Source organism: Janthinobacterium lividum, assembly GCF_034424625.1.
In the GTDB taxonomy this organism is placed as follows: domain Bacteria; phylum Pseudomonadota; class Gammaproteobacteria; order Burkholderiales; family Burkholderiaceae_D; genus Janthinobacterium; species Janthinobacterium lividum.
Genome location: NZ_CP139976.1, coordinates 4,929,291 through 4,942,728, shown reverse-complemented (window position 1 = coordinate 4,942,728; position 13,438 = coordinate 4,929,291). Strand labels below are relative to the sequence as shown.

Here is a 13,438-nt window from a genome sequence, read left to right as displayed (position 1 = left end):
ACAGCTCGACTCAAGCCCTCGCAAAAGGAAGGAAAACCCGGCTCCGATCCGCCTGACCGTTACATACCTGAGCGGGTCGGAATTCAATGCAAATTCCCGGTCAGAGTTCGGTGCAACCTAACAGTGCGCATCTTTTCGCCGCGCGCATTGGATTCAAGGGCGCAGGCCACTCTGCGGAGTGGCCTGTTTCTTTTCTTGCGGCGAAACAAAGATGTCGGCATAGAACTCGTCTTCCGGCAGCTGGCACAACCGCACGCAATCGCGGCGCGCGCTTTCCACCATGGCGGGCGCGCCGCAGGCGTACACCTGGTGAGCGGACAGGTCGGGAAAGTCGGCGATCGCGGCACGGTCCGCATGGCCGACGCGGCCTTGCCAGCCATCCTCGGCGAGAGGCGCGGAGAGCACCGGCACATAGCGGAAATGCGGCAGCCGCGCAGCCCATTCGCGGCACAAGCCATCCATATACAGGTCATGCGGCCGCCGTCCACCCCAGTACAGCACCATCGGACGTGGCAATTCGAGCGCGATCAACTGTTCGACCATGGCCTTGAGCGGGGCAAAGCCGGTGCCCGTCGCCAGCAGCAGCATCGGTTTGTCCGAATCCTCGTGCAGGAAAAAGCTGCCATGCGGACCTTCAAGGCGCAGGATGTCGCGTTCCTGCATCGCGCGAAACACTTGTTCGCTGAACCGGCCGCCGGAGATGTGGCGGATATGCAGGGTCAGCGCGCCTGTCTGGTCGGGCGCATTGGCCACGCTGTAACTGCGCCGTGTCCCGTCACGCAACATGAAATCGACGTACTGGCCCGCGCGGTATTGCAGGCCGGCCGCCAGCTGCAGCGTGAGCTGCATGACGTCCGGCGCGAGCTTTTGCATCGCGCTGACGCGGCAAGGCATTTTGCGTACCGGAAAGTCGCCATTGCCGGCCACCTCGCTGGCCTCAAGCAGCACATCGGTGCAGGCAATGGCGCAGCAGGGCAGGCAGACGCCGCGCGCGGCCTGCTCCGGCGTCAGCGCGCGCGGTGCCGCGCCCGGGTACGCTACGGTTCCGCCCGCGATGGTTGCCGCGCAGGCGCCGCAGCTGCCATTTCTGCAGCTGTAAGGCAGGCCGACCCCCGCACGCAGTGCCGCCTCCAGAATGGTTTCCTCTGCTTCGCAAGGAAAGTGCTGGCCGCTGGGCTGGAGATGTACTTGAAAATTCATACGCGCCTTGAAGTGAAAGTGTAGGGGAGCTCTTGTTAACAGCGGACCTGCCGTTCCGCTCGCCGCATGGCGAGGGGGATCACGTTGCCGGCGCGCTGCGCCATGCCGGCCCGTGAGCGATGGCTCAGATCAGTCCCAGCGCCATGCCTTTGGCGATCGCCTGTTGCCGATTGACGACATTCAATTTGGCCATCACATTGCAGATGTGGAAGTAGATGGTGCGTTCCGACGTCTTCAGGATGCATGAGATTTCCCACGTCGATTTGCCGGCTGCGGCCCAGCGTATGCATTCATGCTCGCGCGGCGTGAGGGTGGGGGAGAGGACGTTGAGCTGTTTTGCGGCAATTTTTTGTACGGCTTCGTACAGGAAGCTGGCCAGCAGCTGGCTTTGGCCCAGGATCTGTTCCGTGTAGCCATCGATGCAGGCATCGTCGGAAGCCAGGCTGAGCAGGCCGAATTCGCGGCGCACGCTGCCGTGCAAAGGCACGCTGACGCCGCTGCGGATGCCAAACATGGCGGCTTCTTCAAACATGGCCGCCGCATACGCATTCGAATACTGTTCGCGTTCCCACAGCAACGGGCGGTGGCTGGTCTTACAGTGCGCGACGATGGGATCGATGCGGTCGAAATCATGCTCCTGGTAGGCTTCCCACCACCGCTCGGGGTAGCCGCTCAGCACGAAGTCTTCCGTTGGCTGTCCGACTATTTCCATGCGCAAGCCAAACAGAAAATGCTCAAATCCCAGTTCTTGCACGATACCCGAGGTTTTCTTGTGTAAATCGGCAAAGCTTTTGCATTGCAACAAATTTTCAAATTTACTCAGAGGCTGAAGCATATAGAAACTCTTTCTCAATAAATATAATATTTAATTATTAACTATCTTGACATCCATTTGCTCTATTTGATACGCAACGATATTGTTCAAAAGCGTGATGTCGCTGTGCTTCTGATTTATCTTGCTGTAATTTATCAAATTTTAGATGTTGTTCTTTTCAAAATTCAATATTTTGTATCGGAATTTATGTTATTAAATAAAACACTGTATTTATTTCGGTTTCCACGGGAGTGGCGCATGTGGCTGTGCGCGAATATCTTTCCCTGCGGGGCTGGCAATATAATGGGCGGCATCGGCTAATACCAATTTGCGCAGCGACTGGCCGTGGCGTATATAGGGATAATATTTCCTTATTGTGATATTTCGTGTAAATTGCAATGCATGCAATGGCGGCGCATTTCCGATGGTGCGCATTCCCGCCGGGGAAATCGCCCGCATATTTCATCAGGGAGGCACGTGCATTCCGATCTGTCCTGGCTGTTATCGCAGCCCCTCGATCCCCTGGCGGCGCGTTTTGACGGCGCTGCCAGTGCTACCGTCACCATCGTGGCGGTGCATGCTTACCGCCTGCAGGCCGTGGCGTGCGACATGCCGTTGCTGCTGGTGCCGCTGCAAGGCAAAAAAGGCCTGCGCTGCGGCGATGTGCAGCTCGACTGCGGAGCCGGCGATTTCCTGCTGGTCCACCGCGCCTTGCAATTTGACGTGGAAAACACGCCGGATCGCGATGGCCCCTACCGCGCCCTGGCATTGGCGTTTCCCTGGCATGTGGTGGAATTGGCGCGCAGCCTGCTCGGTCCGCACGCCGGCGCCGGTAGCGGGCCCGCGCACGCCGCCAGCATCTCGGTCGGCGCGCTCGAAGCCATCGTGATGCCCCTGCGCGCCTATCTGGAAGCGGATGCGCAAGACCCGCTGATGACCGATTACCTGGCGCTGGGCCTGCTGGTGGCGCTGGCGCGCCTGGGCCACAGGGCTTTTCTCATGGCCCACGATCCGTCCACCGCCGCGCGCGTGCGCCTGATGATCGCCGCGGCGCCCGCGCAGGACTGGAAGTCGGCACACGTGGAACAGCAGCTGCAGATGAGCAGTGCCACCTTGCGACGCCACTTGCACGAGGAAGGCACCTCGTTCCGCGCGCTGCTGCTCGATGTGCGCCTGCATGCGGGCCTGGCGCTGCTGCAGACCACGCGCCGCCCCGTCAAGGCAGTGGCGGGCGCCTGCGGCTATCGTTCCGTGCCCAGCTTTTCGCGCGCCTTCGCCAGGCGCTTCGGCGTCGACCCTTCCGCCGTGGCGGGCGCCTGAGCGATTGGCGATGCATATCGAGCGTTTCGGCTTGCTGGCCTGGCCTACACTTCCTGCGTTGTTTAACATAACCGGAGGTAAGATGCGCAAGCTGCTATTCATGATGTTGTTCTCCGCAGGTGTGTGTTCGGGCACGCAGGCATTCGAGTTGAAAAGCCGGGACTTGCAGGCCGGCGCACCGCTCGGCAATGCCCAGGTCTACGCCGGTTTCGGCTGCAGCGGCGGCAACCGCTCGCCGGAACTGTCCTGGGCCGACGCGCCCGCAGGCACCAAGAGCTTTGCCGTCACCGTTTTTGATCCCGATGCGCCGACCGGCAGCGGCTGGTGGCACTGGGTCATCTACGACATTCCGGCTGGCGCGACAGGCTTGCCGGCTGGCATCGGCAAGCAGGCGAGCCTGGCCGACGGCAGCAAGCAGGCCCGCAACGATTTCGGCAGCAACGATTTCGGCGGCGCCTGCCCGCCACCAGGCGACAAGCCGCACCAGTACATCTTCACGCTGCATGCCTTGAAGACGGACAAACTGGGCGTGCCCGCCGATGCCTCGCCGGCCATGATCGGTTTCATGCTTGGCGCCAATCGTCTTGGCACGGCTGTCTTACGCACCAGCTATAGCCGTTAAGGCCGCACCTGGCGGTGCGCCGCACCGCCAGGTCGCCGCGGCTGCCTCAGTCCAGCTGCGCCGGTGCGGCCGGACGTCCGCCAATGTAGACGGCTTTGGGCCGGATCAGGCGGTTGTCCTGCGCCTGTTCCAGCACATGTGCGCACCAGCCGGCGATGCGGGTACAGCAAAAGGTCGGCGTGTACAAGGTCTTCGGCACGCCGACGGCGCGCAGCACGGCGGCGGCCCAGAACTCCACGTTCGGGTACAGGTTGCGCCCCGGCTTGTGCTGTTCCAGCAAGGCCACGGCGGTCTTTTCCACGGCCAGGCTCAGGTCGAGCAGGGGGTCCTTGCCGTGCAGGCTGGTGGCCACTTTCTTCAGCACCGCCGCGCGCGGATCCCAGGTCTTGTAGACGCGGTGTCCGAAACCCATCAGGCGTTCGCCTCTTTCCAGCTTGCCGCTGATGACCCGCTGCGCCTGGTCCGCGCTGCCGATCTCGTCGAGCAGGTCGTCGACCTTGGACGGCGCGCCGCCATGTAGCGGGCCAATCAGCGCACCGATCGCGGCGCAGACCGCCGAGACGATATCGGCCTGGGTCGAGGCCACCACCCGCGCCGCGAACGTGGACGCGTTGGTGTCGTGGTCGATGCACAGGATCAGATAGGCGGACAGCGCGCGCGCGAAGTCCGGATCCGGTACTTTGCCGCTCAGCATGTACAAATAGTTTTCAATGTGCGACAGGCCGGCGCGCGGGGCCACCGGCGCCAGCTTCTGGCTCAGGCGGTAGCGGTGCGCGATCACCGTCGGCGCGATGGCAAAGATGGCCAGCGCCTGGTCCAGCGTCGGCGGCCAGTCGGCGCCGGCAATGGGCTGGCAGGACAGCACGGCGCGCAGGGCGGCCATGTCGCTGGCCTGCGCCGGCAGGGCCGCGATCATCGCAGTCGTTGCACTGTCGAGCACGCGCAGCGCTTCGAGCCTGGCGCGCAGCTGCGCCAGCTCGGCGGCATCCGGCAGGGTACCGAACAGTATCAGGTGCAGCACTTCTTCATACGATTTATCCAGTGCCAGTTCGCCGGCCCAGTAGCCGCGGTAGATCAATTCACCCTTTTCACCGTTCGCATAGCTGATTGCGCTGTTGGCAATCGCGATGTTTTCCAATCCTATGTGCAGCTCCATATCGCTCCCTTGTTAAGAATTACCGGTCTCGCCGGCCTCGTGCGAAAGCGCTTCCTGCCGCCCGCGTTGCGCTGTTGACCTCAGTCAGCCATGCCACCTTAGCAAGCGGCAGGCGCCGACACTAGCTGTTCCTCTCAACAGCTGCGGGCGCCCACAGGTGAGGAGGCGGACAGGTTTCGCGCCTGCATGATTCCGGTAGTCTTTATCGCAAGGAAACGTTTGTGCCAGGTCAAATCCAGGCGTCGCGCTTCCCGCAGAACGGTCTTGCAAGCTCGCTGGTGTGCCGTGGCCGACAGCCAAGGCGGCGGTCCCCGAGTGGCAGCGCCACCCTTAGTGTTTTTTCATAGGACAGACGATGGACATGAATCTATTAAGGCATGTGAACATTTTCGACACCACGCTGCGCGACGGTGAACAGGCGCCGGGCTACGCCCTGGCGATCGACCAGAAGATCAAGATCGCCGAAGCGAGCGAGCACCTGGGCGTCAATACCATCGAGACGGGCTTCCCGGCCTCGTCGCCGGTCGATTTCGAAGCGACCCGCGAGATCTGCCGCATCCTGTCGCGCGCCACGCCGTGCGGCTTTGCGCGGGCCGTCAAGGAGGACATCGATGCCTGCGCCAAGTCGATGAGCGATGCCAGCCATCCGCAGATCGAACTGGCCTCGGTCGGTTCGGATATTCATATCAAGTACAAGCGCGGCGTCACCCGCGAACAGATCATCCGTGAAGCGATCGAGGCCATCGAACATGCGAAGGCCGTCGGCTTCCGCGACATCTCGCTGGCGCTGGAAGACGCCACCCGCGGCGACATGGCCTTCATGAAGCAGCTGATCAGCGAAGGCATTGCGCACGGCATCACGGCCATCGCCGTGCCCGACACCGTCGGCTGCTGCCTGCCGGCGGAATACTATGCGCTGGTGCGCCAGCTGCGCGAATTTGTCGGTCCGGACCTGCGCATTTCATCGCATTGCCACAACGATCTGGGCCTGGCCGTCGCCAACTCCCTGGCCGGCATCGAAGCGGGCGCCGACGAGGTGCAAACGACCATGTGCGGCATCGGCGAACGCGCCGGCAATGCCAGCATGGAAGAACTGGTCGCCGCGCTGACCTACAAGAGCGACCAGCTGCACTGTACCCACGATATCGTCACCCACCGGCTGCTCGACAGCTGCCTGCTGGTGGCCGACTACCTGCAGTTGAGCGTGCCGCTGCACAAGCCCATCATCGGCCGCAACGCCTTCGCCACGGAGGCCGGCATGCACCAGCAAGGCGTGATGAAGTACCGCTTCACGTATGAATTCATGCGCGCGGAGAACTTCGGCGCCGAGTCGAAGACCGTGATCGGCCGCCACAGCGGCCGCAATATCCTGCGCCAGCGCCTGATGCGCGCCGGTGTCAAGCAGGTCAGTTCTGCGGTGCTCGACGCGGTGTACACGGCCATCATGAGCGAAGACGACGTGGCCAGCTACAACGACGCCCAGCTGCTGGTGGAGAAATACCGGCTGCTGTCCGAAGTGTCCACCCGCCCGGCCCCCCGTGGTGGCGAGCGCAGCGACGCCGAATCCCCGCTGGCCGTGCTGTAGGCCGGCAGCCTCCTAGCGAAATCCTCCACACCATGAATGCACATTCCATGCACTATGAAGACAGCGGCACGGCCCACACCGAGCACGACGTGCGGGCCAGCTGCGATGCCTTTGCCGCCGGCAGCCTGGTCTTGCTCAAGGGCGACATCGGCTACGGCCTGCTGGGCCACTCGGAGCGCGCCATCCGCAAGATGTACGACGCCAAGGGCAGGGTCCACACCAATCCCTGCATCGTCATCGGCAACCTCGACATCCTGCGCGAAGTCGCCCTGGTACCCAACGACGTCATCGGCGACTGGATCGCCGCCACCGCCGCCGAGACGACGCTGGCGGTGGTGTTGCCCGTCAATCCGCACAGCAAGCTGCTGGGCAAGCTGTCGCCGTGGGTCTACGGCCAGACTGTTACCAACGGCACCATTGCCGTGTTCCTCAACGTCGGGCCCTTCCTGGAAGACGTGATTGCCCGCCTGCGCACGGCCGGCTTGCTGGTCGTGGGATCGTCGGCCAATCCCTCGTCGCAAGGCAATATCTACCAGTTCGAGGACATTCCCGCCACATTGCGCGAGGCGGCCGACTTCGCCATCGACCATGGCCGTTCCAAGTACGCCAATCCGGAGCGCAACGCCACCACCATCGTCAACTTCACCAACTGGTCGCTCAAGCGGCGCGGCGTGAACTGGGAAGCTATCGAACCCGGTTTCCTGGCCCTGCAAGCACAGTCTTAAATCCCACTCAACCCTTTGGAGCCGTACATGAGCACGATACTGAACAGTCCACATCCGCTTCCCTCCGCCGCCGCGCCAGCGCAGCAGCAATGGAAGAAATACACCTCGCCCTTCGATTTCAAGCAATTCGATTCCGATTCCCACGTGCAGGAAGTGGGTGACAGCTGGGAGCTCTACCTGCCAGAGGAGTTTGCGCACCGGCGCCCGCATGTGATCGACAATCCCCATGTGTCGCTGCGCCCGAGCCGCAACAAGACCTGGTATATCGACGGGCGCCTGGTGCCGAAGAACCAGGGCAATGGCGGCGTCGTCATGAGCACACCGGCCGAGATGGACTTTGCCAAGCGCAAGCCGGTGCCCGTGCCGATCCAGGCTTGCACCGACCCGGTGGCGCGCGCGCAGCTGATGCGCGACCAGGGCCTGGACCGCACCGTGCTGTTTTCCACGCTGTTCCTGGAAACCCTGACCGACGACCTGGTCTACGAGGCGGCGCTGATGCGTGCCTGGAATGACTGGATGGCGGAAATGCGCTCGAAGGCGCCGGACATGATCGAATTCGCCGCCCTGGTGCCGATCCGCTCGCCCGAGCTGGCGGTGCAGGAAATGCGCCATGCCAAGGAGAAGGGCGCCACGGCGGTGATGATCTTGCCGACGGCCGGCGAACGCATGCTGCACGATCCGCTGTTCGACCCGTTCTGGAGCGAAGCGCAAAACATGAACATGCCGGTCTGCGTGCATATCGGCTGGCCCAATCCGCGCCAGACCTTCGAGTGCACGACGCCGTCCAGCATTTTCCTCGGCGCCTTCGACCTGTCCGTCTGGTGGGCGTATATCAGTATCTTTACGGGCGGCATCTATGACCGCTTCCCGCGCCTGAAAGTATCGTTCGTCGAACACGATGCCCGCTTTTTCAGCCTGTTTCTGGAGCGGGCGATGCACTGGTGGCCGACGGCCGCATGCAAGCCATGGCCCGGCAAGAAGTCGCCCGAGGCGGTGCTGCGCGAACATGCCGTGTATTTCGGCTTCGAGGGCGATTACGACTACATGCCGGAATTTATGAAGCTCGTCGGCGATGACCGCGTGCTCGGCGCCTTCGACTTCCCCCACACGCATTACGGCGAAGCGAGCCTGAGCCAGTCATTCGATTTCATGCGTGACCACGTGGGCCTGAGCTTGCTGCAAAAGCGCCAGGTATTGCACGACAACGCCGCCGCCTTCTATGGCCTCAAGGATTGATATGGACTTGCACGCAAACGCCGGCCACAGCGGGGTGCGCCCCCCGCTGCCGGTCGAAGATGTCATCGCGCAATGCAATCAGATCGTGCATGAAAAACGCTACAGCCGCCACCAGTTCGTCGGCAGCGTGCAGCGCGGCTTGCCGGACAGGGCGGCGCTGGCCGCCTGGGCGCTGCAGAAATACCACCAGGTCTACACGCAGAACTTGATCTTCAGCATTATTCATTCGAAGACCCAGTTCGAGGATGTGCGCCATTTCATGATCGAACAGCTGGTGGCCGAGGAAACGGGCATTAATTGCGGCAGCGACAGCCATTACAACCTGATGCGCCGCTTTGCCGAGGCTTCCGGCGTCGGCGCCGACCAGTTCGGCCCGGCCACGCAGGCTGAACCCGTGCGGCGCTATGTCGACACACTGCTCGGCATCATGCGCGACGAGCATTTCGCCGTCGGCCTGCTGGCGATCTACGCCATTGAGTCGCAGTCGGGCGAGAGCGTGGGCAAGATGCTGGCCGCGCTGCGCGAAGCATATGGCTACAGCGAAGCCGAGCTCGAATGGTTCACCGTGCACAGCGATGCCGACGACGACCATGCCGAGGAAGGCGTGCGGCTGGTGCGCAAGTATGCGCCGCAGGTAGCCGGTTTTGGCCAGCGCGCGCTGGCCGTGACCGAGCGTATCTGCGATGCCTGGCTGCAGCTGCATGACTACTATGCCTCGCTGCTCAACCGCAGCGCGGTCCGCTAAGCCCGTCACTGGAGACTGCCATGATAGCTCCCATCGTCAAGTCGGACGAAGACTTCCTGCCGCGCGCCATCGAAGTGCTCAAGCGCGGCGGGCTGGTGATTTCGCCAACGACGACCAACTATAACCTGATCTGCGACGCCACCAACGCCGCTGCCGTCAGTCGTATCTTCGCCGTCAAGCAGCGTGTCAAGTTCGGCCCGCTGCCGGTGAGCCTGCCGCATCCTGCCGTGGCGGGCCGCTATGTCGAATTGCCCGAGTGGTTCAACCACGCCGTGCTCGACGACTTGCTGCCGGGGGAGATCTCATTCGTCTTCAAGCAGAAGTATCCGTTTCCGGACCAGCTTACCTGTGGCTTGCACAGTGTGGCCATCAGCTGCACCACGCATCCGATCTTCCGCATGCTGACGCAGGGGATCGACGGGCCCATCGCGGCCACCTCGGCCAATCTGTCCGGGCAGGGCAATATCTTCGTGCCCCTGGCCAAGGCCATCGAAGATATCGGCCATCTGGTCGACCTGATCATCGATGCCGGGCCGACGGCCGCGGAGCTGGCCGGCAGCGGGGACCGCGTCAACACCATCATCGACCTCACGTTCGACCGCCCCTACCTGGTGCGGGCCGGCTGGGTGGGGCTCGACAAGGTGAAGCCGTACTTCCCCGACCTGGTGACGGATACCGCGCGCTACCAGCAGGTGCTGGCGCAGCGCGTGGCCGAGCGCGGGGAACGCGCCGCATGAACCGGCACAAGGAGGCATGGCGCTTTCCCGCGCTGCTGCTGCTGACGGTACTGGCCAACATCGGCATGGGCATCGTCATGCCGGTGTTGCCCATCTACTTCAAGCAGTACGACGTCAGCGTCGCCGCCCTCAGCGTGCCGTACGCCACGCTGGTGCTGGGGCGGCTGTGCTCGCGCGCCTTCAGCCCGGCGGCGATCATGCGCTGGGGGCACCGGCGCTCGGTGATGGCCGCCTTTCTGCTGTACGCGCTGGTGTTCGCCGCCTACCTGGGGGCTGGCTCGCTGGCGCAGTTCGGCGTGCTGCGCTTCATCGAGGGCCTGGTCGAGGGCGTGCTGGCGATCGCCCTGAACGACCTGGCGATAGGCTATGCGCGGGGCGTCGATTCGCAGCAGCGGGTGCGGCTGATGGGCCGCTTCGGTTCCGCCTTCGGCCTGGGTTTTCTGCTTGGGCCGCTGGCCGGCGCCGCCATCGCGCACTGGCTGGGCTTGCAGGCGATCTTCGTCGCCGGTGCGCTGGTCGGGCTGCTTGCCATGCTGCTGGCCGGCGTGGCGCTGGCGCCGGTGGCGGCACGTGCGGGCCATGCCGGGCCACGTCCGGCGCTGGGTATGCTGCTGGCCCTGTACAGCCCGCAAAGCCTGCGGCGCGTGCTGTTTTTCTCGCTGATGATTCTGCTGCCGTTGCATGTGACGGGTGCGCTGGGGATGGAAGCGTCGCGGGTCGGCATGTTTTTCGCGGTCTCGGCGGTACTGACCACGCTGCTGATGCCGCTGGCCGGCCATGTCAGCCAGCGCGTCGGCCAGGCCGCGCTGATCGACGGCGGCCTGTGGTTCATGGGCGCTGCGCTTCTGCTGATGGGCCTGGTGCAAGCGCCGCTCGGCTTTGCCGCGCTGTTCGTGCTTGAAACGGTGGCTTTCGCGCTGATGCTGCCGCCAGCCATGGCCTTGTTCAGCACCGCCGTCGAGGACCATCCCGAGCGCGCCAGGGTCATGGGATCGATGGCCTTTGCCACCGAGCTGCTGTCCCTGCCGCCGGCCTTCCTGCTGCCCGCGCTGTATGCGTACCTGCCGGCACTGGGCTGGGCCGCCGTGGCCGTGCTTTGCCTGGCGACACTGTGGGCCAGCCGGCGCGCCCGCCACCACCTGGCGCCGGCCTTCAGCGCCGCCCGCCTCACCAAGGAAGAACGCATATGAGCCTGACTTTGTTCGACAAGATATGGGCGCGCCACGTGATCACCCATTTCGACGATGGCAACGACCTGCTGTTCATCGACCGCCACCTGCTGCACGAGGTGACCAGCCCGCAGGCCTTCAGCAGCCTGCTGGAGCAGCAGCGCGACATGCCGTTTCCCCAGCTGACCGTATCGACCGAGGACCACGTGGTATCGACGGCGCCGGAGCGCAGCGGCGCCAGCTTTGCGCAGGGCCAGCAGCTGCTCGAGCATGCGCGGACCAATACCCGCCACTTCGGCGTGCGCCATTTCCCCGTCGACCATGCGCGCCAGGGCATCGTGCATGTGATGGCGCCGGAACAGGGGCTGGTGCTGCCCGGCATGACGGCCGTGTGCGGTGATTCGCATACCTGTACCCTGGGCGCGCTCGGATGCGTCGCCTTTGGCATCGGCACGAGCGAAGTCGAGCACGTGATGGCGACACAGAGCCTGGTGCAGAAAAAGCCTGCCAATCTGCGCGTGGTGCTCGAAGGCGCGCTGGCGCCGGGGGTGTATGCGAAGGATGTGATCCTCAAGCTGTGCCAGCTGCTGACGGTCAGCGGCGCCACCGGCCACGCGATCGAATTTGCCGGCGGCTTCGTGCGGCAATTGCCGATGGATGGCCGCTTCACCCTGTGCAATATGGCCATCGAGATGGGGGCGCGCATCGGCCTGATCGCACCGGACGGCATCACCTTCGAGTATGTGCGCACGGCGCTGGGCCGGCCCGCTGGCGATGCCGCCCTGGCGGCGGCGCTGGCGCAATGGTCGGCGCTGTCCAGCGATGCGGGGGCGCATTTCGAGCGCGAGCTGCTGCTCGACGTGTCGGACCTGCAGCCGCAGATCACCTGGGGCACCAATCCGGATCAGGTGATCGACATCGGCGCGGTCATCGGCGCCGACGATTCGGCGCGCGCCGGCGTGGCCTTCGACTACATGGGCTTGCAGGCGGGCGAACGCCTGCTGGCGCGTCCGGTCGATGTGGTGTTCATCGGCTCCTGCACGAATGGCCGCCTGTCGGACCTGCGCGTGGTGGCCGAGCTGGCCAGGGGACGCCAGGTGGCACCCGGCGTGCGCGCCTTTGTGGTGCCCGGCTCTCAGCAGGTGCGCCGTGCCGCCGAGCGCGAGGGACTCGATGCGATCCTGAGCGCGGCCGGTTTTCGCTGGGGCCAGCCCGGCTGCTCGATGTGCGCCAGCGTGAACCAGGAATTCGTCGGCGCCGGACAGCGCTGCCTGTCGACCTCCAACCGCAATTTCATCGGCCGCCAGGGCGCCGGCGCACGCACGCACCTCGTGAGCCCGGCGGTTGCCGCCGCTTCGGCGCTGACGGGCAAGGTGACGGATCCGCGCCAGCTGGGGCCACTTGGCCGTGTGGCCGCCTGGGCCGTGCTGCTGCTGGCGCTGGGCGGCAACGCGCCCGAGGCCACTGCCGCCGATGCCACGCCGCCATCCGTGGGACGGGTGCAGCTGGCCTACCTTGACGGCGGTGTCGCGCGCGCCTCGCAATCGCATTTCGTCGCCTGGCCGTCGCAGCTGTTCCTGCTCGAAGCGTTCGACTACAACTACAAGCTGGGCCGGCATGCGCTGGAAACGGCGCGGCTGCAGGTCTTCGTCGGCGGGCCGGTACCGCTGCGCGAGGCGCCTCAGCTGCTGGGCTGGGTGGCGCGCCTCGACTACCTGAAACTGGGCGCGCCCGCAGGCGGGGCGCATGACCACTTGGCTGACGCGCGCCTGGGCGTACAGCTGACGCTGCACCGCATCGCGCCGTGGAATGCCTGGTTCAAGCGCCATCAGGCGGAATTGTTCGTGCAGGTGTTTCCCGTGCATGGCAACGAGGATTTTGGCCGCTACGACACGTTCACGCGTTTTTCCAAGCGTTTCACGCCGCAGCTGGTGGCGCGTGGCGTCGTGCGCAGCTACCACTTTTCCGGGCTGGCCGTCGTCACGGCCGAGATGGACATGATTTATGAACTGAGCCGCCGTCAGGACATGTATGTGCGTCTGGGAAAGTCCAGCCGCGATTACGCCGGCCTGGCCGACAAGAGCGCGTCGCTGGGCGTCGGCAGCCGCATCAATTTCTGAGAAAAGGAG

Annotated in this window: 12 protein-coding genes; 9 read left to right on the top strand and 3 right to left on the bottom strand. The window is 64.2% G+C overall.

Features of this window, described 5'->3' with window-relative positions; all coding sequences use genetic code 11:
• Nucleotides 1–153 precede the first annotated feature (153 nt).
• Complete coding sequence (locus tag U0004_RS22390; RefSeq protein ID WP_070260580.1) at nucleotides 154–1,200, bottom strand: CDP-6-deoxy-delta-3,4-glucoseen reductase; 1,047 nt, start codon at nucleotides 1,198–1,200, stop codon at nucleotides 154–156.
• A gap of 124 nt (nucleotides 1,201–1,324) precedes the next feature.
• On the bottom strand, nucleotides 1,325–2,035 hold the full coding sequence (locus tag U0004_RS22385; RefSeq protein WP_070260582.1) for a LuxR family transcriptional regulator: 711 nt from the start codon (nucleotides 2,033–2,035) through the stop codon (nucleotides 1,325–1,327).
• A 456-nt stretch (nucleotides 2,036–2,491) separates the two neighbouring features.
• On the opposite strand from U0004_RS22385, the gene U0004_RS22380 reads away from it, so the two are divergent.
• Together U0004_RS22380 and U0004_RS22375 are read left to right on the top strand one after the other, a co-directional pair.
• Nucleotides 2,492–3,334 (top strand): helix-turn-helix transcriptional regulator, encoded by an 843-nt coding sequence (locus tag U0004_RS22380; RefSeq protein ID WP_070260584.1) that lies wholly within the window; start codon nucleotides 2,492–2,494, stop codon nucleotides 3,332–3,334.
• Nucleotides 3,335–3,416: 82 nt separating this feature from the next.
• A complete protein-coding gene (locus tag U0004_RS22375) occupies nucleotides 3,417–3,956 on the top strand; it encodes a YbhB/YbcL family Raf kinase inhibitor-like protein (RefSeq protein WP_070260586.1) in 540 nt (179 codons plus the stop codon).
• A gap of 46 nt (nucleotides 3,957–4,002) precedes the next feature.
• Here the strand turns inward: U0004_RS22375 and U0004_RS22370 are convergent, their stop codons facing one another.
• The gene (locus U0004_RS22370; RefSeq protein ID WP_070260588.1) at nucleotides 4,003–5,112 is read right to left on the bottom strand and encodes a citrate/2-methylcitrate synthase; all 1,110 of its coding nucleotides are present in this window, start codon (nucleotides 5,110–5,112) and stop codon (nucleotides 4,003–4,005) included.
• Nucleotides 5,113–5,473: 361 nt separating this feature from the next.
• Here U0004_RS22370 and U0004_RS22365 point away from each other — a divergent pair, with 361 nt between their 5' ends.
• The 7 genes from U0004_RS22365 to U0004_RS22335 are packed head-to-tail and all read left to right on the top strand — an operon-like array spanning nucleotide 5,474 to nucleotide 13,429.
• Nucleotides 5,474–6,697, top strand: a complete 1,224-nt coding sequence (locus U0004_RS22365) for a homocitrate synthase/isopropylmalate synthase family protein (protein ID WP_167468690.1) — start codon at nucleotides 5,474–5,476, stop codon at nucleotides 6,695–6,697.
• 32 nt (nucleotides 6,698–6,729) lie between these two features.
• Nucleotides 6,730–7,422, top strand: coding sequence for a Sua5/YciO/YrdC/YwlC family protein (locus U0004_RS22360; protein ID WP_081345929.1), 693 nt, complete (start codon nucleotides 6,730–6,732; stop codon nucleotides 7,420–7,422).
• A gap of 27 nt (nucleotides 7,423–7,449) precedes the next feature.
• Nucleotides 7,450–8,658: an amidohydrolase family protein gene (locus U0004_RS22355; RefSeq protein WP_070260595.1), complete on the top strand. Its 1,209-nt coding sequence runs from the start codon at nucleotides 7,450–7,452 to the stop codon at nucleotides 8,656–8,658.
• A 1-nt stretch (nucleotide 8,659) separates the two neighbouring features.
• Nucleotides 8,660–9,403 carry a TenA family transcriptional regulator gene (locus U0004_RS22350; protein WP_070260597.1) on the top strand — a complete coding sequence of 248 codons (744 nt, stop codon included), beginning with the start codon at nucleotides 8,660–8,662 and terminating at the stop codon, nucleotides 9,401–9,403.
• A gap of 20 nt (nucleotides 9,404–9,423) precedes the next feature.
• Complete coding sequence (locus U0004_RS22345; protein ID WP_070260599.1) at nucleotides 9,424–10,140, top strand: L-threonylcarbamoyladenylate synthase; 717 nt, start codon at nucleotides 9,424–9,426, stop codon at nucleotides 10,138–10,140.
• Nucleotides 10,137–11,330, top strand: coding sequence for an MFS transporter (locus U0004_RS22340; RefSeq protein ID WP_070260601.1), 1,194 nt, complete (start codon nucleotides 10,137–10,139; stop codon nucleotides 11,328–11,330). The genes U0004_RS22345 and U0004_RS22340 overlap by 4 nt, the downstream gene beginning before the upstream one ends.
• Nucleotides 11,327–13,429, top strand: a complete 2,103-nt coding sequence (locus tag U0004_RS22335; protein WP_070260603.1) for a 3-isopropylmalate dehydratase large subunit — start codon at nucleotides 11,327–11,329, stop codon at nucleotides 13,427–13,429. Before U0004_RS22340 ends, U0004_RS22335 begins: the two co-directional genes overlap by 4 nt.
• Nucleotides 13,430–13,438: the final 9 nt, after the last annotated feature.